The sequence below is a fragment of the Antrihabitans spumae genome (assembly GCF_043944905.1).
Classification (GTDB): domain Bacteria; phylum Actinomycetota; class Actinomycetes; order Mycobacteriales; family Mycobacteriaceae; genus Antrihabitans; species Antrihabitans spumae.
On sequence record NZ_JBIMSN010000032.1, the window covers coordinates 46,268 to 68,921 of the forward strand.

A 22,654-nucleotide genomic window follows, 5' to 3' on the forward strand; every position below is an offset into this window, starting at 1 on the left:
CCCAAGGGTGAACGATGGTGCACCCGAGGGTGGTCGGCTCGAGGCTAGGGCGACGATGCGAACGGTTGCCACCAGCTAGCGTCGATGAATCGCGTCGTCCGTCGCCGACTAGAATCGCCGAGTGACCAGCACAGCCCCCGATAGTTCCGACAGTCGAGCCGATTCGCTACCGAAGAGCTGGGATCCCAGCGCAGTCGAGGAAGACCTGTATCAGGGCTGGGTAGCTGCCGGATATTTCGCGGCGGACCCGACCAGCGACAAGCCGCCGTACTCGATCGTGCTGCCGCCACCGAACGTCACGGGCAGCCTGCACATGGGCCACGCGCTCAACCACACGCTGATGGACGCGCTCACTCGTCGCAAGCGGATGCAGGGGTTCGACGTCCTGTGGCAGCCGGGCATGGACCATGCAGGTATCGCGACGCAGAACGTCGTCGAGAAGCAGCTCGCCGTGGATGGCAAGACGAAAGAGGACTTCGGCCGAGAGCTGTTCATCGACAAGGTGTGGGACTGGAAGCACGCGTCCGGCGGCACCATTCAGGGCCAGATGCGCAGGATCGGCGACGGTGTCGACTGGAGCCGCGACCGGTTCACGATGGACGACGGACTCTCCAATGCGGTGCAGACGATCTTCAAGCGGATGTTCGACGCGGGCCTGATCTATCGCGCCGAGCGGCTGGTGAACTGGTCGCCCGAGCTGCGTACTGCCATATCCGACATTGAAGTTCGGTACGAGGACGTCGAGGGCGAGTTGGTCTCGCTACGGTACGGCTCGCTTCGCGACGACGAGCCGCACGTGATCGTCGCGACCACGCGGGTGGAGACGATGCTCGGTGACACCGCGGTCGCGGTGCACCCCGACGATGCGCGGTACAAGACGATGATCGGCACCACCGTCGAGCACCCGATCACCGGTCGGGCGATACCGATCATCGCCGACGACTACGTCGACCCCGAGTTCGGTACCGGCGCAGTGAAGATCACCCCCGCGCACGATCCCAACGACTTCGAGATGGGGCTACGACACAGCCTGCCGATGCCGTCCATCATGGACGAAACGGCTCGGATCGTCGGAACCGGAACCGAATTCGACGGTATGGACCGTTTCGAGGCACGTGTCAAAGTGCGCGAGCGTCTGGCCGCGGAAGGGCGAGTCGTCGCCGAAAAGCGTCCGTACCTACACAGTGTCGGTCACTCCGAGCGCAGTGGTGAGGCGATCGAGCCGCGCCTCTCGCTGCAGTGGTGGGTGAAGGTCGACACTCTCGCCGCCGCTGCAGGCGACGCAATTCGAAACGGCGACACGGTGATTCATCCGAAGAGTCTGGAATCACGGTGGTTCGCGTGGGTCGACAACATGCACGACTGGTGCATCTCGCGCCAGCTCTGGTGGGGTCACCGCATCCCGATCTGGTACGGGCCCGACGGCGAAACCGTCTGCGTCGGTCCGGACGAGACGCCGCCCGCCGGCTGGACCCAGGATCCCGATGTGCTCGACACCTGGTTCTCGTCGGGGCTCTGGCCGTTCTCGACACTCGGTTGGCCCGAGAAGACGCCTGAACTCCAAAAGTATTATCCGACAAGCGTTCTCTTCACCGGCTACGACATCATCTTCTTCTGGGTCGCCCGCATGATGATGTTCGGCATGTTCATCGCCGAGGACGACCAGATCGCGGGACCTGGCAAGTCCGGCCTACAGGTGCCGTTCAAGGACGTCTTCCTGCACGGGCTCATCCGAGATCAGTTCGGCAAGAAGATGTCCAAGTCGCGTGGCAACGGCATCGACCCACTCGACTGGGTCGAGTTGTACGGTGCTGACGCGTTGCGGTTCACCCTCGCTCGCGGTGCGCAGCCCGGTAGCGACCTCTCGATCGGCGAGTCGCACGCCTCGGCGTCGCGCAACTTCGTCACCAAGCTGTTCAACGCCGTCAAGTTCGCGCTGATGAACGGTGCAGTGTCGACCGAGTTGCCCGCCCGCGATGCGCTGACCGACGCAGACCGCTGGATCCTCGATCGGCTCGAAGAGGTTCGCGCCGAAGTGGATTCGGCGTTCGACAGCTACGAGTTCGGTAAAGCCTGCGAAGGTCTCTACCACTTCGCGTGGGACGAGGTGTGCGACTGGTATCTCGAACTGGCGAAGGTGCAGTTGGCCGATCCGGAGCGCGTGGCCGCTACCCGTGCCGTGCTCGGTGTGGTCCTCGATTCGCTGCTGCGCCTGCTGCATCCGGTGATCCCGTTCGTCACGGAGACGCTTTGGAAAGCGTTGACAGGTGGTGCATCCGTGGTCGTCGCGCAGTGGCCGACGGCATCGGGAACTGCGGCGGATACTGCTTCAGCGCAACGTATCTCGGATATGCAGCGCTTGATCACCGAAGTGCGCCGCTTCCGCAGCGATCAGGGTCTCAAGGACAAGCAGAAGGTCGCAGCCCGTCTGGTCGGCGTCGAGTCGGCCGATCTGGTTGCCCAACTCGACTCGATCAGCTCACTTGCCAGGCTGACCACTCCCGCAGACGATTTCGCCGTAACCGCATCGTTGGAGGTGCGCCTGAGCAACGCGACGGTCACCGTCGAACTCGATACGTCGGGCACCGTCGATCTGGAGGCCGAGCGACGCAGGCTGGAGAAGGAACTTGCTGCCGCCGAGAAGGAACTGGCAGCGACGGCCGCGAAACTGTCGAACGAGGCGTTCCTCGCCAAGGCACCGGATCAGGTGGTCGACAAGATCCGGTCGCGGCGAAGCCTTGCCGAAGAAGAGGTCGCCAGAGTCGGTGCGCGCCTGCGCGACATGGGTGCCAAGTGAGCACCGAGGGCGACCCCGTCGCACTAGAGGCGCCGTCCGCGGTCGATCTCGCAGAGCTGACCCTCGTCGAGGCCGAGCTCGACAAGCGTTGGCCCGAAACGAAAATCGAGCCGTCGACTGCTCGGATCTCCGCACTGATGGATCTGCTCGGCGCGCCGCAGCACGGCTATCCGGCAATCCACGTTGCCGGCACGAACGGCAAGACGTCGGTCACCCGCATGGTCGACGCGCTCCTGCAGAGTCTGCATCGCCGCACCGGTCGGACGACGAGCCCGCACCTGCAATCGCCGACCGAGCGGATAAGTATCGACGGCCTGCCGATCTCGCCGCGTCTCTACGTCGACACCTATCGCGAGATCCTGCCGTACGTCGAAATGGTCGACGCGTCCTCGGAAAGCGCAGGCGGACCTGCGATGAGCAAGTTCGAGGTCGTCACAGCGATGGCGTTCGCCGCGTTCGCGGAAGCGCCGGTCGACGTGGCTGTCGTCGAGGTCGGTCTCGGCGGTCGGTGGGACGCGACCAACGTGATCGACGGTCAGGTCGCCGTGATCACGCCGATCGGACTCGACCACGTCGACTACCTCGGTCCGGATCTGACGAGTATCGCCGGTGAGAAGGCCGGAATCATCAAACGCGCACGCGAACAACTCGTTCCGATCGATACCGTCGCCGTCATCGCGCAACAGGAACCCGAAGTGATGGACGTCCTGCTGCGTCGCGCCGTCGAGGTCGATGCTGCCGTTGCTCGGGAGGGGTCCGAGTTCAAGGTGCTCGGTCGGCGCATCGCGGTCGGCGGGCAGGAACTGCAACTACAGGGGCTCGGCGGTGTCTACGACGAGATCTTCCTGCCACTGCACGGCGAACACCAGGCGCACAACGCAGTACTCGCGCTCGCGGCTGTCGAAGCGTTCTTCGGCGCAGGCGCCGATCGTAGGCTCGACGTCGATGCGATACGCGCGGGTTTCGCGTCGGTCACGTCGCCGGGTCGCCTCGAACGTGTTCGGAGTGCCCCGACCATATTTCTCGACGCGGCACACAACCCGGCAGGCGCCAAGGCGCTGGCGGCGGCCCTTGCCGCCGAGTTCGATTTCCGCAAACTCGTCGGCGTCGTCGCCGTGATGCGGGACAAGGACGTCGCGGGCATTCTCGAAGCGCTCGAGCCTGCATTCGACGAGATCGTTGTCACGACCAACGGATCGCCGCGCTCGATGGAAGCCGAAGAACTCGGCAATCTCGCGGTCCAACGCTTCGGCGACGAGCGCGTCGTCGTTGCGGCGACGTTGCCGGATGCGCTGGAGACGGCGATAGGGCTCGCGGAGGACGTCGTCGAACCGGGGGAGGCGGTCTCGGGTGCCGGGGTCGTCGTGACCGGGTCCGTCGTGACTGCCGGTGCGGCGCGTGCGTTGTTCGGAAAGGATCCCGCGTGAGTTCCGACAGCCCCGCAGACGGGGAAACGACCCAGTTCGGTGAGCCGACCAAGGATCCGTGGAAAGCCTTCCGCGGCGTGCTGGCCGGGGTACTGATACTCGAGGCGATCGTCGTGTTGCTCGGTCTGCCGATCGTGGCGAAGCTCAGCGGTGGCGTCACATGGGTGTCGGGCGGCTACCTCGTCGGCCTCGCGCTGCTGATGATCGCCGGTGGCGGATTGCAACGGCGGCCGTGGGCAATGCCGTACAACCTTGCGCTGCAGGTGGCGTTCGTTGCCGGCTGGTTCGCGCATCCGTCGATCGGCGTCATCGGTCTCATTTTCGCGGGAGTGTGGGGCTACCTGCTCTGGCTTCGGCGTGACGTCCAGTCGCGGATGAAGAGGGGGCTGCTCCCGGGCCAGCGAGACTAGACCTCTAGGCTGTCGGCCGTGACTGAGCGCACCCTTATCCTTATCAAGCCCGATGCCGTTTCTCGCGGATACATCGGCGAAGTCCTCGGCCGGATCGAACGCAAAGGTCTGACCATCGCCGCGCTGGAGCTGAAGAACGTCTCCAACGAACTAGCAAGCAGCCACTACGCAGAGCACGCCGAACGGCCGTTCTTCGGTTCACTGCTCGAATTCATCACCTCCGGACCGGTCGTAGCGGCCGTCGTCGAGGGTCCGCGCGCGATCGCCGCCTTCCGACAGCTCGCCGGTGGCACCGATCCCGTCGAGAAGGCAACGCCTGGCACGATTCGTGGCGATCTCGCCCTGGAGACCCAGGAAAACCTCGTGCACGGATCGGATTCCGCCGAGTCCGCAGCACGCGAGATTGCCCTGTGGTTCCCCGAACTGTCCAACGCCTGAGACAACACGACACGTTCGCTCCGGACGCCGATGGCGAGCGCCGGAGCGAGCGTGTGGGATACTGGTGACGGTTACACCACATAAGCTCCACTTGTTCGTCATGTTGATGTAACCGGGATGACTCCACAGTTCGATGCCGTCATCGCTGCCACGGACAACGCAAGAAGATGTCGGTTGCCCGCGTCGGCACGCTCGATGATCAGCGCGCGAACCACGGCACAGCCATCCAAGCCAGGCACCGCGTGCCCAGCAAGCCCACACAGACCAGATTCATCGGACATTACCGAGTACGCGGAGCGAGACCACACAATCTCGCGGCCACAGGCGCGGGTACACATGTAGCCCCTGAGTGGCCGCGTCACCTCCCGATTGCTGGGCGGACGCGCCCGGGGGTCCGAGGGAGACCACGTGGCCGATCAAGTGCCGCCCGAGACATCCGAAGAGCTGAACGAAGTTGATTCAGCCGAGACACCCAAGTCCGCGAGCGGTGATTCGCAGGACTCGGGATCGTCGATCGCAACCACCGAAACGGCACCGGAACTTCCGGATCGCATTCGGGTGCACGCGCTTGCCAAGTTGCTCGGCGTCAAGAGCAAACAGGTCCTCGCTGCGCTGACCGAGGTCGGCGCCGAAGCGAAGAGCCCGCAGTCGAGCCTGAACCGCGACATCGCGGAATCAGTGCGCGACCTGCTTACCGGCGTCACCGATCCCGTCGCGGCTCCTGCTGCCACAGCTCCTCCTGCGACAGCTGACGACGCGGCCGAAGTATCGGTGGTAGCCGAAGCGCCGGTCGAAACAGAAACTACGGTCGAAACTGAGACTCCGGTCGCCGTCGAACCCGTCGTCGAGACTCCCGTTGTTGCCGAGGTCGTCGACACGCCGACCCCGGTGTCCAACGACATGAACCTGTTCTCCGGGCCGATCCGGTCCGACGCCGATGCCGAACTTCCGCCGATCTTCGTGACCCCGGCGGTTGTACACGCCCCGTTGTTCCTGCAGCCCGACACGGCGGCCGTCGAAGAGACCCGCAGACGCCGCCGGACCCGAGTTGCCGCGACGGACAAGTCCGACGATCAGCAATCCGACACTGCCGATGCCGAGTCTTCGACGGCTGGATCCGGAAAAGCTGCAAGCAAGTCGACAGCCGACAACTCGCAAGCCGACACCACCCAAGCCGACACGTCTGGATCCGACTCAGCCGGATCCGACTCAGCCGATTCCCGCAAGAGCGGCCGGACTGTTGTCGACGAGGGCGCCGACCAGGCACCCGAGGCGACGTCGGACGACAGCACGGATGCTGCCGACGACGACAAGAACGACGGCGCCCAACCGAAACGACGCCGCCGCGGACGCCGCGGACGTGGTCGTGGCCGCGGTGAGCAGGCGGGTGGCGACGCAGAGGACGATTCCGACGACTCGACGGATGCCGACGAGCAGGCCGCGGATTCAGCAGACGCTGCGGATTCATCAGGTGCAGCAGGTTCGGGCTCCACCGATCGATCGGATGCCGACTCCGACACCACGGGTGCGGACGCCGACGATTCAGACGACTCCGACGGTGACGACGACTCCGACGACAGCGGCACCGGCGACGGACCCAACCGCCGCAGGCGTCGTCGTCGGCGCCGCAAGGTCACCGGCGACGCCGCAACAGGTGACGCCGCGGCCTCGGAGGACGATCCGCCGAACACGGTCGTTCACGAGCGCGAGCCGCGCAACAAACCCCGTGTAGTCAGGGACGAAGTTCAAGGCATCACCGGCTCGACCAGGCTCGAAGCGAAGCGTCAGCGTCGACGGGACGGTCGCGATGCCGGTCGTCGTCGCCCGCCGATCTTGACCGAAAGCGAATTCCTGGCCCGCCGGGAGGCCGTCGACCGCGTCATGGTCGTGCGCGAGAAGGCTTTCGGCGATCACCCGTCCGCAACGCAGGTTGCTGTGCTCGAGGACGACATCCTCGTCGAGCATTTCGTCACCAACACCAGCTCCGGCTCGATGGTCGGCAATGTCTACGTCGGTCGCGTGCAGAACGTGCTTCCGAGCATGGAAGCGGCGTTCGTCGATATCGGCCGTGGCCGCAACGGCGTGCTCTACGCCGGTGAAGTGAACTGGGAAGCAGCAGGTCTCGGCGGTAACTCGCGCAAGATCGAGCAGGCACTCAAGCCGGGCGACCAGGTGCTCGTCCAGGTCAGCAAGGACCCGGTCGGCCACAAGGGCGCACGTCTGACGACACAGATCAGCCTTGCCGGCCGATTCCTCGTCTACGTTCCAGGCGGTTCGTCGACCGGCATCTCTCGCAAGCTGCCGGACACGGAACGCAAGCGCCTCAAGGAGATTCTGCGCGACATCGTGCCGAACGATGCCGGCGTCATCATCAGGACGGCGTCCGAAGGTGTCAGCGAGGAAGAACTCGCTCGCGATGTCGAGCGCCTGCAGAACCAGTGGCGGCAGATCGAAGAACAGGCCGCCAACGCAGGCAAGGGCAACACACAAACTCTGTACGAAGAGCCCGATCTGCTGGTCAAGGTCATTCGCGACCTCTTCAACGAGGACTTCGCCAAGATCGTGATCGAGGGGGAGAAGGCCTGGAGCACAGTCGAGACCTACATCGCCACGGTTGCACCCGACCTGCTGCCACGGGTACATCGGCACGACACCAACGGCGGACCCGACGTTTTCGAGACGTACCGGATCGACGAACAACTCGCGAAGGCACTCGATCGCAAGGTCTGGTTGCCGTCGGGCGGAACGCTCGTCATCGACCGGACCGAGGCGATGACCGTCGTCGACGTCAACACCGGCAAATTCACCGGTGCCGGTGGCAACCTCGAAGAGACGGTTACCCGTAACAACCTCGAAGCTGCCGAGGAAATCGTTCGGCAGATGCGGCTGCGCGATATCGGCGGCATGATCGTCGTCGACTTCATCGACATGGTGCTCGAGTCGAACCGCGACCTGGTGTTGCGACGGTTGACCGAAGCGCTCGGGCGCGACCGCACCCGTCATCAGGTGTCGGAAGTGACGTCGCTCGGCTTGGTCCAGATGACGAGGAAGAAGCTCGGCACCGGACTCGTCGAGGCGTTCTCGACGACGTGCGAGCACTGCCATGGCCGCGGCATACTCGTGCACTCCTACCCCGTGGAGATGTCGACGTCGTCCGACGACAACGGTGCACGGTCGGCGTCGCGTGGCGATTCGACGCCACGGAAGCGGCGTGGTCGGGAACGTCCGGCGGCCGAAACCCCTGCTGATGGTGCGTCCAACGGACAGTCCACGGTCGAGGTCGATCCTTCGATCAAGCGTGCGCATCCGGTCGCACTCGCGATGGCCGCCCACCACGGTGATCATCCGGCAGACGGTGCCCAGGCAGCCGAGGGTGCACCGGCGGACACAACTGCTGTCGAGGTAGCGGACGGCGGAGACGGTACGGTTGCGGCCGCGATCGACACCACGGAAGCGGTTGTCGTCGACGAGGTGGTCGCAGGCGGTGCAACGACCGACGAGCCGACCGCAGCGGCTGTTGTCGAGGAGCAGGCCGTGCATACTGTCGAGCCGGAACGGGTCGACGTGCCCGAACCGGTGTCGGAGCAGACGCCTGCGGCAGATGACGAGCCGAAGAAGAAGTCGTGGCTGCGCCGGCGTGTTTCTCGCCCAGCGGCAGCACCGTCGGGTGAGTCCACTGCTGGAACGGTTTTCGTCCTACCGGCAGCAGGCTCCGAGCCGCCCGCTCGGGTTGTGACGAGCGAACCGGAACCGCCGCCACCACCGCGTGAACCGCGGCGACGCAGGGCTGCTGGACGCCCTGCCGGTCCGCCGGTGGATGTGGACGCCTGACCGGTCCTTGTTACCTCGGTCGCAGTGGCTCCGGCCGGCGGTGGTCAGTTTGACCCTCGCACCTGCGTTCCCGTAACCTTGACCAGTCGCTGCCAGGCGGCATCGCTTCGCCACGTCCGATGAGTTCACGAAGGTGATTTCATGCGGGGGATCGAGTTTCGCGCTCGAGGCGGGTGCGCCACAGGCAGCAAGCACACACCAGACCAGTCGCACGACGTTTGTCGCGCGAGCAAAGTTCGACAGCACGACTTTTGGGAAAGAAGGTAGCCGTCCGATGGCAACGTACGCGATCGTCAAGACCGGCGGGAAGCAGTACAAGGTCGCAGTCGGCGACCTCGTCAAGGTCGAGAAGATCGAGGGTGAGCCCGGAACGGCCGTCTCGCTCGACCCGGTCCTCGTCGTCGAAGACTCACAGCTGACCACCGACGCCGCCAAGCTGGCCAAGGTTTCGGTCACCGGCGAGGTCGTCGAGCAGGTCAAAGGTCCGAAGATCCGGATCCACAAGTTCAAGAACAAGACCGGCTACCACAAGCGCCAGGGCCACCGTCAGAAGCTGACGGTCCTCAAGGTCACCGGTATCAAGTAATCCCACGGGGGCTCCGCCCCCGTGCACCCCCGACTTGGAGAGAAGACATGGCACATAAGAAGGGTGCATCCAGTTCGCGCAACGGTCGCGACTCGAATTCACAGCGCCTCGGAGTCAAGCGGTTCGGTGGCCAGGCTGTCAGCGCGGGCGAGATCCTCGTTCGCCAGCGCGGCACGCACTTCCACCCCGGCGTCAACGTCGGCCGTGGCGGCGACGACACACTGTTCGCGCTTGCCGCTGGTGCGGTCGAGTTCGGCGCCAAGCGTGGCCGCAAGACCGTGAATATCGTTCCGGCACAGGCCCAGGCCTGACACCGAAGCTTTACCGAGCTCCACAGGGGCGGGCCAGGGTCGCAAAAACCCCGGCCCGCCTTTTGTCTTTTTTATCGCCGTGTCGCCGACAGCGCACCAAACACACGAGGAGGATCGGTTCCTATGTCCCGATTCATCGACCGCGTGGTGCTGCACGTCAGCGCCGGTAAGGGCGGCAACGGCTGCTCGTCCGTCCATCGCGAGAAGTTCAAACCACTCGGCGGTCCCGACGGCGGCAACGGTGGCCGTGGCGGCAACGTGATCCTCGAAGTCGACGAGAACGTGCATACGCTGCTCGACTTCCACTTTCACGGCAACGCCAAGGCCAGCAACGGCACCCAGGGAATGGGCAGCAACCGCGACGGTTCCACCGGCGACGACCTGATCCTGCGCGTCCCTGACGGCACGATGGTGCTCGACAAGGATGGCCGCATTCTCGCCGACCTCGTCGGGCCGGGCACCAAGTTCGAAGCCGCACTCGGCGGACGTGGCGGCCTCGGCAACGCCGCATTGTCATCCCGCGCACGTAAGGCGCCCGGCTTCGCGTTGCTCGGCGAAGACGGTGTCGAGCGTGAACTCGTTCTCGAACTCAAGTCCGTCGCCGACGTCGGTCTCGTCGGGTTCCCGTCGGCGGGCAAGTCGTCGCTGGTGTCGGTCTTGTCGGCTGCCAAGCCGAAGATCGCCGACTACCCGTTCACGACCCTCGTTCCGAACCTCGGCGTCGTGTCAAGCGGCGACACCACGTTCACCGTCGCCGACGTCCCCGGTCTGATTCCGGGTGCGAGCGAAGGACGCGGACTCGGACTCGACTTCCTCCGTCACCTCGAACGCTGCGCCGTGCTTGCTCACGTCGTCGACTGCGCGACCCTCGATCCGGGTCGTGATCCGATCTCCGACATCGATGCGCTGGAAGCCGAACTCGCCGCGTACAAGCCGGCGCTGTCGGCGGACTCCACGCTCGGCGATCTGGCCGACCGTCCTCGTGTCGTCGTCCTGAACAAGGCCGACGTTCCGGAAGCAGCCGAACTCGCCGAGATGGTCACCGCCGACATCGAGGCTCGCGGCTGGCCGGTCTTCACGATCTCCGCTGTGAGCCGTACGGGCCTGCGGCAGTTGACGTTCGCGCTGGCGAAGATGGTCGAGGACTATCGCGCAGCGCACCCGAAGGCCGTCGCGCGCCGACCGATCATTCGACCGATCGCGGTGGACGAAACCGGGTTCACCGTCATTGCAGATCCGGAGACGCCGGGCGGGTTCATCGTCAAGGGCACCAGGCCGGAGCGGTGGGTCAAGCAGACGCAGTTCGACAACGACGAAGCGGTCGGCTATCTCGCGGACCGTCTTGCCCGTCTCGGTGTCGAGGACGCACTCGTCAAGAAGGGTGCCGAGCCTGGCGCCTCGGTGACGATCGGAACCGTGACGTTCGACTGGGAGCCGCAGACCCCGGCAGGTGTGGACATGGTCCGGACCGGACGCGGTACCGACGCGCGTATCGATCAGGTCGAGCGGATCGGCGCGACCGAACGTAAGCACGCACACCGCATCCGTCGTGGTTTGGAAGGTCTGGAACCGGAGGACCAGTGACAGCGGAGTTGGGCGGGACGGAAAGTCCTGCGCGGCAAGCTATTTCGTCGGCACGCCGGGTCGTCGTCAAGATCGGGTCGTCAGCATTGACGAGTCTGGCAGGCGGCATCGACCTGCAGCGGCTCGACCTGTTGGCCGATGCTGTCGAGGCGCGGATGCAGGCGGGCTCCGACGTCGTCGTCGTCTCGTCCGGTGCCATCGGCGCGGGTATGGCTCCGCTCGGATTGACTAGGCGGCCACAGGATTTGGCGACCAAGCAGGCTGCGGCAAGTGTCGGCCAACTAGCGCTGGCGCACGCATGGGGTACCTCGTTCACGCGGTACGGACGCACAGTCGGTCAGGTACTGCTCAGTGCAGACGACTTCGGTCGCCGTGAACACCATCGCAATGCGCAGCGCACCCTGGATCGGCTCCGCTCGCTCGGTGCCGTCGCGGTTGTGAACGAAAACGACACCGTGGCAACGGAAGAGATCAGGTTCGGCGACAACGACCGCCTCGCCGCCCTCGTCGCGCATCTCGTGGGAGCCGACGCACTGTTTCTGCTGTCCGATGTCGACGGTCTCTACGACGGGGATCCTCGAAAAGGCGCGGCGACGATGATTCCGGAGGTTCGCAGCAGTGCGGATCTGGACGGCGTGATCGCAGGTTCCGGCGGTGCTCTCGGAACGGGTGGCATGGCGTCGAAGCTGTCGGCTGCCCGCCTTGCCGCCGACGCAGGCGTGCCGGTGCTGCTTGCCGCTGCGTCGGATGCTGCGGCGGCGCTCAGCGGTGGGCAGGTCGGAACCGCGTTCACCGCACGACCCGTTCGACTGTCCGCGCGCAAGTTCTGGGTGCGGCATGCCGCAGATGCTCGCGGCGCACTGGTGCTGGATGCGGGTGCGGTGCGGGCTGTGTCGCGCCGGCGCAGCTCGCTGTTGGCTGCAGGCATCACGTCGGTTCGTGGCAGGTTCTACGGCGGCGACGTTGTCGCTCTCGTCGGTCCGGACGACGTCGTCGTCGCCCGCGGTGTCGTTGCCTACGACAGCACCGAACTCGAGAAGATGCTCGGTTCGTCGACTGCCGATCTGCCGTCCGAACTGCAACGGCCCGTTGTACATGCGGACGATTTGGTGGCGCTCGAACCGGTGTGAGGGGTCCCTTGCCTCCGTCCAGCGGAGTGTGGGTGCCACCGACTCCGGACGTACTCAGCCTGCGGCGAGGCCTTCGAGTACGTCGGAGCAGCCAGCGTGCAGTTTCACCGTCGCGACGTCGTCGCCGCGGGTGTAGCCACGGTTGACGATCGCGATCGGTATGCCGAGCTTCGTTGCTCGTTTGACGAATCGCAGGCCAGACATGACGGTCAGCGAGGATCCCGCCACCAACAACGCGTCGGAGTTGTCGACCATGTCGTACGCGGCGGCGACACGTTCGCGTGGGACGCTTTCGCCGAAGTAGACGATGTCCGGTTTGAGTAGGCCGCCGCAGCGTTCGCAGTCGGCCATCCGAAAGTGCGCCGTGTGCTCGATCACCGCGTCGGCATCAGGTGCGATCTCCACACCTGTTGCGGCAGTGACAGATTCGGCGAATCCGGGATTCAGTTCGTCGAGTCGATCGGAAAGGGAATGGCGAGAAACCCTGTGGTTGCACGTCAGGCAGCGCACCTGGGCGTAGGTGCCGTGCAGATCGATGACGTTGCGTGACCCCGCTTTGGTGTGCAGTAGATCCACATTCTGCGTGATGATGCCGGTGACCTTGCCGTCGCGTTCGAGGCGCGCCAGTGCGCGGTGACCAGCGTTGGGTGCGGACCCGTCCATGAACCGCCAGCCGATGTGATTGCGCGCCCAATAGTGCTTGCGGAACTCCGGGTCGCCGAGGAACTGTTGAATCGACATCGGGTTTCTCGGCGGTGAGTCGGGACCGCGGTAGTCGGGAATACCGGAGTCGGTCGAGAGCCCTGCGCCGGTGAGCACAACCGTCCGCTTGCCGTCCAACAGGTCGCGCAAGCCATCGACGCTGCGCTCGAGTGTGTCGCGAATGTTCAATCCAGGGCTACTTGTCGCCGTCGAGAATTGGTCTATGACAACAGTGAACCCCATCCCAGCCGGTTACCGCACCCTGACCCCGTTCCTCGCGGTCGCAGACGGTCCAGCGGCGCTCGACTTCTACGTTCGTGGCTTCGGCGCGGAAGTTGTCGATCGTATGGACGCACCCGACGGCAGCTTGATGCACGCGGAACTGCGCATCGGCGATTCGATGCTGCAGCTGTCCAACGACATGCCCGATTACGGAATCAAAGCCCCGGAAGCGGGATGGGTGCATTCGTCGGTGGTCGTATACGTCGAGGACACCGACGCCTTTGTGGACCGGGCCGTTACCGCGGGCGCCACCCTGGTCGTGCCCGTTTCGAACGTGTTCTCGGGTGATCGGCACGGCGTCGTCATCGATCCTTTCGGTCACCGCTGGGCGGTGTGCACCAAGATCGAAGATGTCCCCGCCGACGAGGTTGCCCGGCGGGCTCGCGAGATGTTCTTCCCCGATGCTGCGTCGGCTCAATAGCCGGAGTTCCGGTCGACCTTGGCGATGAGATCCTGACCGCTCGAGAATCTGGCGACGTTCGCGGCTACGTGATCCGCGAACGCCGCCACTCGGCGCTGTGGCGGATTCGAATCATGGGGCGTCACGATGGCGTTGGGTAGGGACCAGAGTGGGTGGCCGTCCGGGAGCGGTTCCGGATCGGTGACGTCGAGGCCTGCACCGCCGATCGAGTTGCTCGCGAGCGCAGCGACAAGAGCATCGGTGTCGATGAGGCTGCCACGTGCAATGTTGATGACCCACGACGTCGAACGCAGGGCGGCGAGTTCCTCGGCGCCGATCAGGTGCTTCGTCGCCGGCGTCGCGGGCGCAGCCACCACGACATGGTCGGTGCGCGACCAGATTTCACCGAGCCTGTTGACGGGCAACGTCTCGACCGCACCGGGCACGGGTCGGCCGGATCGCGACACCGCGATGACGTGTGCACCGAGCGCGGCAAGCATCGGGATCAGCGCTCGACCGATACCTCCCGCGCCGATGATCGTGACCGTTGCGCCGCGCAGGGTGCCGATGTGGGGAAGAAATTCCTGCTGCCGCCAACTGTCGGCAAGGATCTGCTCGGGCAGATAACGCACACCGGCAAGAAGTAGAGCCAGTGCGTGTTCGGCAACCGTCGGCGCGAATATTGCAGCAGCAGAGGTGAACTGAACGTCGGGGTGTCGCTCGATCACGCCGGCGGTGAAGAACTCCTCGATTCCCGCAGACGACAACTGCACCCATTCGATCGACTCGGGCAACTTCGGGAAGTCTGCGGGTCCTGCGGTCCATACCAATCCCCGAGCCTTGTCGAGGTCGCCCACTGTGGCGTTCCCCCGCTCGATGGCGTCGACAAGCATCGGTTCGTGTTTCGGTCCGAGTGCGATCACAGTCGATGCCATGTAAGCAACTCTATTCGTTCGATCAGGTCGAGCGCAGGGGAGTGAAGTCGCGCTTGGCCAGGAACTCCGGACGCGGCGCAGGAGCCGAAAAGGGCTGGCCGAGCGTATTTTCGACGCTGTTGAACACAAGAAAGATGTTCGAGCGCGGATACGGAGTGATGTTGCCGTTCGAGCCGTGCATGCAGTTGGAGTCGAACACGGTCGCCGATCCGGCAGGCCCGGTAATCTGCTCGATGCCGAATTCGTTCGCCAAGCCGGTCAACGTCGCGTGATCGGGCGATCCGGTCACCGGGATGTGCTCGACCAGCGAGCGCTGAAAATAGTCTTTCGGGGTTTCGCCGGCGCACGACACGAAACGCTGATGCGAACCAGCGATGATCATCAGGCTGCCGTTGACTTCGTAGTTCGGCGTCAACGCGATCGACATGCTCATCGCGCGCGGCCGGGGCATCCCGTCCTCGGCGTGCCAGGTCTCGAAATCGGAGTGCCAGTAGAACGGTCCGCCCGTGAAGCCAGGCTTGAAGTTCAGTCGGCTCTGATGGATGTAGACGTCGCTGCCGAGGATCTGTTGCGCAACTCCGAGAACGTTGGGCCGTCGGGCCACCTCGGCAACCATCGAACTCAGCAGGTGCACGTCGAAGATCGACCGCACGTCGCCGGTGCCCTGCTCGCGGATGACCCGTGGATCTGCGGCGAGGTCGGGCGACGTGGCAAGCCGCCCGATCTCGGAGTAGCAGGCCGCGACCTCGCCCGACGAGAGGACGGACGGCATGACGTGAAAACCCTTGTCCTCGTAGCGAGCTAGTTCAGCGGCGTGCAGCGACCCGTCCGTCAGTCCCGACCAGACCACAGGGTCGGGTCGGTCGACGACCGTGCAGACCGGTCCCTTGCGGGTCGGGTAGAGATCAGTCGCGATGGTGTTCGGTGTAGATGTCGTCATTCACTTCACGCTCCGGCAGGCTCGACTTCGACCAGTGGGTACACACCGTTCTCGTCGTGCACCTCGCGCCCGGTGACAGGCGGGTTGAACACGCACAACATCCGCATCTCGGTGCGCGGTTCGAGACGATGGCGTTCGTGGCCGTTCAGTAGATACATAGACCCCGGGCCCAATTCGTAAACCTGGTCGTTGTCCAGGTCGGTCAGAGTGCCTTCGCCCTCGACGAGCCAAACAGCTTCGACGTGGTTCGCGTAGTGGAACTTGTTGACCGTCCCGGCCTTGATCGTCGTCTCGTGGAACGAGAAGCCGACGCGATCGCCGCCGAGCACGATCCGCTTGCTGCGCCAGTTGCCGTCGTCGCTGGTGATGTCGCGGTCGGTGCCGGTGATATCGGCAGTTGTTCGAACAATCATGGGTTACCTCCTCAGCCGCAGACCTTGGCGGTCGCGTCGGCGATGATGCGCAGACCGTGGTCGAGTTCGTCGTCGGTGATCGTCAGTGGCGGAAGCAGTTTCACAACCTCGTCGGACGGACCCGATGTTTCCGTAAGCAGGCCTGCCTCGAAGGAGTGCTGGCACACCTTGCTTGCGAGGTCGGCTTTTTCGAACACGAGCCCCTGGACCAGCCCGCGTCCACGCGTGGACACGCCGTCGAAAGCTGCTGCGAGACCGGCGAAGGATTCGTGAACCTTCTCGCCTTTCGCCATCGTCGACAGGTGCAGCGCGTCGTCGGACCAATAGTGGTCGAGCGCGGCCTTGGACGTCACGAACCCTGGGTTGAAGCCGCGGAACGTGCCGTTGTGCTCGCCAGGCCCCCAGATGTCGAGTTCGGGCTTCATCAGTGTCAGCGCCATCGGCATGCCGTACCCGCTGATCGACTTCGACAGAGTGACGATGTCCGGCGTGATGCCCGCGATCTCGAAGGAGAAGAACGGTCCGGTGCGGCCGCAGCCCATCTGCACGTCGTCGACGATCAGCAGGATTTCGCGGCGTGAGCACAGGTCGGCAAGCGCGCGAAGCCACTCGGCACGCGCGACGTTGACGCCGCCTTCACCCTGAACGGTTTCCACGATCACGGCGGCGGGATGGTTCAGGCCCGAACCGGAATCGTCGAGCAACCGCTCGAACCAATGAAAATCCTCCATCGTGCCGTCGAAGTAGTTGTCGAACGGCATCGGAGTGGCGTGCACCAGCGGGATACCCGCACCGGCGCGCTTCATCGAGTTGCCGGTGACCGACAACGCGCCGAGCGTCATGCCGTGGAACGCGTTGGTGAAGTTGATGATGGATTCGCGGCCGGTGACCTTACGAGCCAACTTCAGTGCGGCTTCGACCGTGTTGGAACCGGTCGGACCGGGGAACTGAACCTTGTAGTCGAGTCCACGCGGATCGAGAATCCTCTGCTTGAACGTCTCGAGGAATTCACGCTTGGCCACGGTCGACATGTCGAGTCCGTGCGTGATGCCGTCGCTGACGATGTAGTCGACGAGGGCCTGCTTGAGGACCGGGTTGTTGTGCCCGTAGTTCAAGGCACCGGCACCTGCGAAGAAGTCGAGGTACTCGTTGCCGTTCTCGTCGCGAATCCACGAGCCCTGCGCTGTCGAGAAGACCGTTGGCCAGTCTCGGCAATAGCTGCGGACTTCGGATTCGAGCGATTCGAAAATTGTGGGTTCTGAAATGGCGTTCATGATGTGCCGAGTTCCTTTCGGTTTTCAAACGGACCGACTGTGTAGAGCTCTTCTGCCTCATGAGCGTCGGGAAATACTCCTGCATCGAACAGGTCCTGCTTGTGGATCGATGTGTTGCGCCGCTTGGCGAGCGAGGTGAACAACGCGATCGACGCCGGGTTGTCCGGGCTGATCGTTGTTTCCAGTCGCGTAATCGCTTGCGGCGCTGCTGCTTGCGCTGTCTTGTCGAGAAGACGGTCGAGCATGCGCACGGCGAGGCCTTTGCCTCGCTGACTGGAGTCCACGGCTACCTGCCAGACGAAAAGCGTGCCCGGGGCGTGTGGCCGGATGTATCCGGTGACAAATCCGACGACGTCACCCGCGACTTCGGCGACGATCGATGTGGTGTCGAAGTCCCTGCACCACAACAGGTAGGAATAACTCGAATTGACGTCGAGAACCTTGGACGCTTTCGCGATCTGCCAGAGCCGGACTCCGTCTGAGATCTGTGGACTACGTAACGCCGTGTCCGGCACGGCGGCTGAGGTCGTTCTGTCTGAGGTCTGGGTCATCGGTCGAAACGAACGTAACAAGTGGGTGAGACGAATTCATGTCTCGTTCGACTTGGTTACCCGTTAACTCGGATTTAACGCAGGTCGAGCATCAATTGTGATACTCGTCACGATTCGGTGGCGGCTTCGTGGCTACTTCGGTGTGGCCAAGGCCAGCGGGAGGACCGCGTCCGCGCCTGCCGCACGCAGCTCGCGCGCGGCGACGGTGAACGTCCACCCGGTGTCTGTCAGGGCGTCTACCAGCAGAATCGGCCCATCGACCCCGGTGAAGTCGGGAACATCCCACGCGCCGACCAACCCGGCAACTCGGTACGCGGAGTTCGCCGCAGAGACCGGCGGATGATCAGGGCGCTCGCGCAGCACGCCGAGGTCCGTCAGCCTGCCGATCTCTGCAAGCTTGGCTGCCAGGCTTGCAACAAGGATCGGGTGCGTCGGCGATTCGAGCGCGACGACCGAGGTCGGCCGCTGCGCCCAGTCCCACGCCTTGAGGACCTGAATGCACGCGGCGACCACGGGATCGGGGACGGGCGCGTCCGGCGCATCCAGCAGACTGCGCAGCCGTTGCCCCCACCCCAGGTCGGCGAGTCGTCCGAGCACACGACCGGTCTCGGGTCCGTCGGTGATCTTGCCCGAGAGCTGCACACCGAGTTTCGCCATCCCGGTCGGCCATTGTTTCCGCGGTGGCAGATCGATGCCAGGCCGGTCCAGCCGTTGTTTGGTCGCATCCAGTTCCGCGGTGTCGACCGTGGGGTCGAGCCGGGTTCCGGTGCAGTTGTCGCAGCGTCCGCACGGGGCAGGCGTGTCCGTCAGGCCGGGGTCGTCGAGTTGCCTGCGGAGAAATTCCATGCGGCACACGGTGGTTCGCTGATATTCGAGCATCGCCTGCTGTTCGGACTCGCGTGCCTGATCGAGCCTTGCGTAGCGTTCCTCGTCGTAGGTCCACGGCTCGCCTGTCGCAATCCAACCGCCGCGCACACGTTTGACGGCACCGTCGACATCGAGCACCTTCAGCACCATTTCGAGCCTGGTCCGATTGAGCTCGACGAGCGGTTCCAACGCTTGGGTCGACAGCGGCTTGGCGGTGTCGAGCACGTCGATCACCTTCCGAACGAGGTGCTCGCGTGGGAAGGCGACCGATGCGAAGTAGCTCCAGATGCGCTGATCCTCGGCACCGGGAAGCAGAACGACCTCGGCACGATCGGTCGAGCGGCCGGCGCGTCCCACCTGCTGGTAGTAGGCGATCGGGGACGACGGCGCTCCTACATGGACGACGAAACCGAGGTCCGGCTTGTCGAATCCCATTCCGAGCGCCGATGTCGCGACCAAGGCTTTGACGTCGTTGTTCAGCAGCGCTATCTCGAGCATTTCGCGCTCTGCCGGATCGGTCTGTCCCGTGTAGGCCGACACCTTGTGGCCCTGGTCGGAGAGCAGATCGGCAAGGTCGCGCGCCGCCGAGACGGTCAGGACGTAGATGATGCCCGAACCAGGCAGGTCAGCGAGGTGCTTGGCCAGCCAAGCCGCCCGTTCGAGTGCGTCGTCGAGGCGAAGTACCGACAGATGCAGCGACTCCCGCTCTAGGGTGCCGCGCAGCACCAGCGTGTCCGCGCCGCCGACGCCGACCTGGGCAGCGACGTCTGCGACAACACGATCGTTCGCGGTCGCCGTGGTCGCGAGGACGGGAATGCCATTACCGAGATCCGAGACGAGGGTCCGTATGCGGCGGTAGTCCGGTCGAAAGTCGTGGCCCCAGTCGGACACGCAGTGCGCTTCGTCGACGACGACGAGGCCCGCGTCGGCGGCGAGCGAGGGGAGTACCTGGTCACGGAAGTCCGGGTTGTTCAACCGTTCCGGACTGACGAGAAGCACATCTATCTCACCGGCAGCGACCTTGGCGTGGATCTCGTCCCACTCGGTCATGTTGCCGGAGTTGATGGTTGCCGCACGGACCCCCGCGCGTTCCGCGGCGGCGACCTGGTTGCGCATCAACGCCAGCAGCGGCGAGACGATGACCGTTGGTCCCATGCCGCGCGCTCGCAGCAACTTCGCCGAGATGAAGTAGACAGCCGACTTGCCCCACCCGGTCCGCTGCACAACCAGCGCGCGCTTACGTTGCACGACCAAAGCCTCGATAGCTGTCCACTGATCGTCACGGAGCGTGGCATTCGGACCCGCCAGCTCACGAAGCAGTTGCTCGGCATCGGCGCGGAGGTCGGGGGTCGGCTGCGCGGCGTGCAGGTCGGGGGAGGTCATTGCCCCAACGTTAGGCGGCCCCGCCGACAGAAGGGCCCCCGGCCTCGTGAGTCTTTTCGGCGGTTCCGCCCTCCGAAAGTGCTCACGAGGCGCGTAGCGCCCTAGCCCTTGACGCAGACAACCTGACGCAGCGTCGCGACGACGTCGACCAGGTCGGACTGCGCTGCAATCACCGCATCGATGTCCTTGTACGCCGCCGGGATCTCGTCGATGACGCCTGCGTCCTTGCGGGACTCGACGCCCTCGGTCTGGCTGACGAGGTCGGCGACGGAGAACTGCCGCTTCGCCGCGTTTCGGCTCATCCGCCGACCCGCGCCGTGGGACGCGGACTGGAACGAATCCGGGTTTCCCTTGCCGCGCACGACGTAGGACCGCGTACCCATCGATCCAGGGATCAACGCGAGCTGTCCTTCGCCTGCGCGCACCGCACCCTTACGCGTCACCAGCATCGGCTCGCCGTCGATGATCTCCTCGGACACGTAGTTGTGGTGGCACGAAATCGGCTCGTCGAAGCGAACATTCGGGAACTCGTCGCGCACCGCCGAACAAATCAGCCCGAGCATCACCGCACGATTGCGTGCGGCGTACTCCTGAGCCCATTCGAGGTCGCGACGGTACGCGGCCATTTCACTTGTGCCCGAGACGAAGACGGCCAGATCACGATCCGGGAGGCCGGTGTTGTGCGGCAGCTGCCGAGCGATGTGCATGTGCCGCTCCGCCAGCTCCTTTCCGATGTTCCGGCTACCCGAGTGGAGCAGAATCCACACCGCGTCGTGCTCGTCGAGGCAGACCTCGATGAAGTGGTTTCCACCACCGAGGGACCCGATCTGGTTGTGCGCCTTGCCTTCCAGCTTCTGGACATCGTCGTGCAGCGAGCCGAAGCTACCCCAGAACCGATCCCAACCCGTACGCAGTCCCGGCACCGAGAAGCTCAGCTTGCGCACGTCGACCGCGCTCTTGTGCGAGTTGAACCCGACCGGGACGGCAGCTTCGATCCGTGAACGTAGCCGCCTCAGGTCGTCGGGCAGGTCGGACGCGGTGAGGTCGGTCTTGACGCTCTCCATGCCACACCCGATATCGACGCCTACCGCAGCAGGCGCGACCGCGTCCTTCATGGCGATCACAGATCCGACGGTCGCGCCCTTGCCGAGGTGAACGTCGGGCATGACGCGGACGCCGTGCACCCACTCGAGGTTCGCGATGTTGCGCAGCTGCTGTAGTGCTGCCTGCTCGATTTCGTGCTCGGGCGCCCACATGAGCGTCTTCGCACGGGTACCGCGCAGCTCTACGGGAAACATTGGTTCGGTCCTTTCATCTGTCGAATTCGATCAACAGTAGGGACCGAAAACCGTTGGCGCATCTGATTTTCGCAATGTTATGCACAGGCTTCGGGTTATCCACAGGCTGATATGTTTCGCCAGGAAGGCGCCGACGAGTCGTCGAGAGTAACGGCGTGCACGACTTCGGAGTTCGAACGCGCGATCAATTGCTTGCCGATGGTGTCCCCGCGGGGACCATCGATAGTCGTGCACGAAATGGTGCGTACACACGACTGCTGCCGGGAACCTATTGCATCACCGAACCGACGAAACTGGCGCAGTGCGCAGCAGTGATGTCGTGGCAGTCGCGCGCGGTACTCAGCCATAGAACTGCGGCTTGGTTGTACGGCTGGTGCGACGAGCCCGATGTCGTCGAAGCCACTGTCCCGCATGCGGTGAAAGTGAAAACACCCAGCTGGCTGCGGCTGTATCGCCGCACTCTGGATTCGGCCGAGCTCGTCGAGTTGCAGTCGCTTCCGATCGTCACCCGAGAGCAAGCTCTCCTCGATTGCCTCGCCGTGCTGAGTCCCGACGAGGCGGCCCGTCTCGTCGACGAGAGTTGCCGGTTCGCGGTCGACCCGATCGCACTCGAGCTGCTGGCCTCGAAGACGCCAGGCCGCAGCGGCAATGGTGCACTGGCGAAGCAACTCCGGCAGCGCGCGATCGGTTTCGCGTCCGAGCCGGAGCGACTACTTGCGCGGGCATTCCGCGCCAGGGACTTCGACATCGCCGCTAATGCTCGGGTCGGTCCCTATGTCGGAGATTTCGTGGACGTCGGAGCGCGGGTCGTCGTCGAGGTCGATTGGCGCGAGTTTCATTGTGCGCCAGATGTTTTTCGCAACGACCGGAGGCGACAGAACTGGTTGGTGCGCGACGGCTGGTTTGTGCTGCGCTACGCGGCCGCGGATGTACTCGCCGATCCCCACAAGGTCGCCGATGAGGTGATCACGGATGTCAGGCGAAGGCGAAAGGCACGGGGAAGGTGACGCTGAGCGCCCATTCGTCGACTTTTGCGACGGGATCCGGGCTGTTGCGTAATGCGATCGGCGTGAGGCGCGTGATGTGAGGCCGAAA

At 64.4% G+C, this 22,654-nt stretch carries 19 protein-coding genes; 11 read left to right on the forward strand and 8 right to left on the reverse strand.

The window, feature by feature from the left end; all coding sequences use genetic code 11:
- The first annotated feature begins 121 nt into the window (after positions 1 to 121).
- From ACHIRB_RS08535 to proB, 9 genes are all read left to right on the forward strand, one after another.
- Positions 122 to 2,797, forward strand: a complete 2,676-nt coding sequence (locus ACHIRB_RS08535) for a valine--tRNA ligase (protein WP_395112580.1) — start codon at positions 122 to 124, stop codon at positions 2,795 to 2,797.
- Positions 2,794 to 4,224 carry a bifunctional tetrahydrofolate synthase/dihydrofolate synthase gene (folC, locus tag ACHIRB_RS08540; protein WP_395125259.1) on the forward strand — a complete coding sequence of 477 codons (1,431 nt, stop codon included), beginning with the start codon at positions 2,794 to 2,796 and terminating at the stop codon, positions 4,222 to 4,224. The genes ACHIRB_RS08535 and folC overlap by 4 nt, the downstream gene beginning before the upstream one ends.
- Entirely contained in the window at positions 4,221 to 4,634 is a 414-nt protein-coding gene (locus ACHIRB_RS08545; protein WP_395125260.1) for a DUF4233 domain-containing protein, read from the forward strand. The genes folC and ACHIRB_RS08545 overlap by 4 nt, the downstream gene beginning before the upstream one ends.
- Before the next feature lie 18 nt (positions 4,635 to 4,652).
- Complete coding sequence (gene ndk / locus ACHIRB_RS08550; protein ID WP_199707781.1) at positions 4,653 to 5,072, forward strand: nucleoside-diphosphate kinase; 420 nt, start codon at positions 4,653 to 4,655, stop codon at positions 5,070 to 5,072.
- Between the two features lie 408 nt (positions 5,073 to 5,480).
- Complete coding sequence (locus ACHIRB_RS08555; protein ID WP_395125261.1) at positions 5,481 to 8,903, forward strand: translation initiation factor IF-2 N-terminal domain-containing protein; 3,423 nt, start codon at positions 5,481 to 5,483, stop codon at positions 8,901 to 8,903.
- 274 nt (positions 8,904 to 9,177) lie between these two features.
- Positions 9,178 to 9,489, forward strand: a complete 312-nt coding sequence (rplU, locus tag ACHIRB_RS08560) for a 50S ribosomal protein L21 (protein ID WP_395112584.1) — start codon at positions 9,178 to 9,180, stop codon at positions 9,487 to 9,489.
- Between the two features lie 47 nt (positions 9,490 to 9,536).
- Complete coding sequence (gene rpmA / locus ACHIRB_RS08565) at positions 9,537 to 9,800, forward strand: 50S ribosomal protein L27 (protein WP_199707776.1); 264 nt, start codon at positions 9,537 to 9,539, stop codon at positions 9,798 to 9,800.
- Positions 9,801 to 9,923: 123 nt separating this feature from the next.
- A complete protein-coding gene (gene obgE, locus ACHIRB_RS08570) occupies positions 9,924 to 11,384 on the forward strand; it encodes a GTPase ObgE (protein WP_199707774.1) in 1,461 nt (486 codons plus the stop codon).
- Entirely contained in the window at positions 11,381 to 12,514 is a 1,134-nt protein-coding gene (gene proB, locus ACHIRB_RS08575; RefSeq protein WP_395125262.1) for a glutamate 5-kinase, read from the forward strand. Before obgE ends, proB begins: the two co-directional genes overlap by 4 nt.
- A 54-nt stretch (positions 12,515 to 12,568) precedes the next feature.
- On the opposite strand, the gene ACHIRB_RS08580 is transcribed toward proB, so the two are convergent.
- On the reverse strand, positions 12,569 to 13,405 hold the full coding sequence (locus tag ACHIRB_RS08580) for an NAD-dependent protein deacetylase (RefSeq protein ID WP_395125263.1): 837 nt from the start codon (positions 13,403 to 13,405) through the stop codon (positions 12,569 to 12,571).
- 34 nt (positions 13,406 to 13,439) lie between these two features.
- Here ACHIRB_RS08580 and ACHIRB_RS08585 point away from each other — a divergent pair, with 34 nt between their 5' ends.
- Positions 13,440 to 13,919: a VOC family protein gene (locus tag ACHIRB_RS08585; protein WP_395125264.1), complete on the forward strand. Its 480-nt coding sequence runs from the start codon at positions 13,440 to 13,442 to the stop codon at positions 13,917 to 13,919.
- Here the strand turns inward: ACHIRB_RS08585 and ACHIRB_RS08590 are convergent.
- The 7 genes from ACHIRB_RS08590 to ACHIRB_RS08620 all read right to left on the reverse strand — a co-directional run bounded on the left by ACHIRB_RS08590 (position 13,913) and on the right by ACHIRB_RS08620 (position 21,559).
- A complete protein-coding gene (locus ACHIRB_RS08590) occupies positions 13,913 to 14,833 on the reverse strand; it encodes a D-isomer specific 2-hydroxyacid dehydrogenase family protein (RefSeq protein WP_395125265.1) in 921 nt (306 codons plus the stop codon). The two genes, ACHIRB_RS08585 and ACHIRB_RS08590, sit on opposite strands and share 7 nt — an antisense overlap.
- Before the next feature lie 22 nt (positions 14,834 to 14,855).
- Positions 14,856 to 15,773 (reverse strand): ectoine hydroxylase, encoded by a 918-nt coding sequence (gene thpD / locus ACHIRB_RS08595; protein ID WP_395125266.1) that lies wholly within the window; start codon positions 15,771 to 15,773, stop codon positions 14,856 to 14,858.
- Between the two features lie 5 nt (positions 15,774 to 15,778).
- A complete protein-coding gene (locus ACHIRB_RS08600; protein WP_395125267.1) occupies positions 15,779 to 16,186 on the reverse strand; it encodes an ectoine synthase in 408 nt (135 codons plus the stop codon).
- An 11-nt stretch (positions 16,187 to 16,197) separates the two neighbouring features.
- Positions 16,198 to 17,460, reverse strand: coding sequence for a diaminobutyrate--2-oxoglutarate transaminase (gene ectB / locus ACHIRB_RS08605; protein ID WP_395125268.1), 1,263 nt, complete (start codon positions 17,458 to 17,460; stop codon positions 16,198 to 16,200).
- Positions 17,457 to 18,011: a diaminobutyrate acetyltransferase gene (gene ectA, locus ACHIRB_RS08610; RefSeq protein ID WP_395125269.1), complete on the reverse strand. Its 555-nt coding sequence runs from the start codon at positions 18,009 to 18,011 to the stop codon at positions 17,457 to 17,459. Before ectA ends, ectB begins: the two co-directional genes overlap by 4 nt.
- Before the next feature lie 132 nt (positions 18,012 to 18,143).
- On the reverse strand, positions 18,144 to 20,261 hold the full coding sequence (locus ACHIRB_RS08615; RefSeq protein ID WP_395125270.1) for a RecQ family ATP-dependent DNA helicase: 2,118 nt from the start codon (positions 20,259 to 20,261) through the stop codon (positions 18,144 to 18,146).
- Between the two features lie 101 nt (positions 20,262 to 20,362).
- A complete protein-coding gene (locus tag ACHIRB_RS08620) occupies positions 20,363 to 21,559 on the reverse strand; it encodes an RtcB family protein (protein WP_395125271.1) in 1,197 nt (398 codons plus the stop codon).
- A 155-nt stretch (positions 21,560 to 21,714) separates the two neighbouring features.
- On the opposite strand from ACHIRB_RS08620, the gene ACHIRB_RS08625 reads away from it, so the two are divergent.
- Positions 21,715 to 22,566, forward strand: coding sequence for a DUF559 domain-containing protein (locus tag ACHIRB_RS08625; RefSeq protein WP_395125272.1), 852 nt, complete (start codon positions 21,715 to 21,717; stop codon positions 22,564 to 22,566).
- The last annotated feature ends 88 nt before the right edge of the window (positions 22,567 to 22,654 follow it).

Coding starts and splice junctions, on each gene's coding strand:
- ACHIRB_RS08615 (WP_395125270.1), bottom strand. CDS start 20,261: ATGACCTCCCCCGACCTGCACGCCGCGCAGCCGACCCCCGACCTCCGC.
- rplU (WP_395112584.1), top strand. CDS start 9,178: ATGGCAACGTACGCGATCGTCAAGACCGGCGGGAAGCAGTACAAGGTC.
- obgE (WP_199707774.1), top strand. CDS start 9,924: ATGTCCCGATTCATCGACCGCGTGGTGCTGCACGTCAGCGCCGGTAAG.
- thpD (WP_395125266.1), bottom strand. CDS start 15,773: ATGACGACATCTACACCGAACACCATCGCGACTGATCTCTACCCGACC.
- ectB (WP_395125268.1), bottom strand. CDS start 17,460: ATGAACGCCATTTCAGAACCCACAATTTTCGAATCGCTCGAATCCGAA.
- ACHIRB_RS08600 (WP_395125267.1), bottom strand. CDS start 16,186: ATGATTGTTCGAACAACTGCCGATATCACCGGCACCGACCGCGACATC.
- ACHIRB_RS08585 (WP_395125264.1), top strand. CDS start 13,440: ATGACAACAGTGAACCCCATCCCAGCCGGTTACCGCACCCTGACCCCG.
- rpmA (WP_199707776.1), top strand. CDS start 9,537: ATGGCACATAAGAAGGGTGCATCCAGTTCGCGCAACGGTCGCGACTCG.
- ACHIRB_RS08620 (WP_395125271.1), bottom strand. CDS start 21,559: ATGTTTCCCGTAGAGCTGCGCGGTACCCGTGCGAAGACGCTCATGTGG.
- ACHIRB_RS08590 (WP_395125265.1), bottom strand. CDS start 14,833: ATGGCATCGACTGTGATCGCACTCGGACCGAAACACGAACCGATGCTT.
- ectA (WP_395125269.1), bottom strand. CDS start 18,011: ATGACCCAGACCTCAGACAGAACGACCTCAGCCGCCGTGCCGGACACG.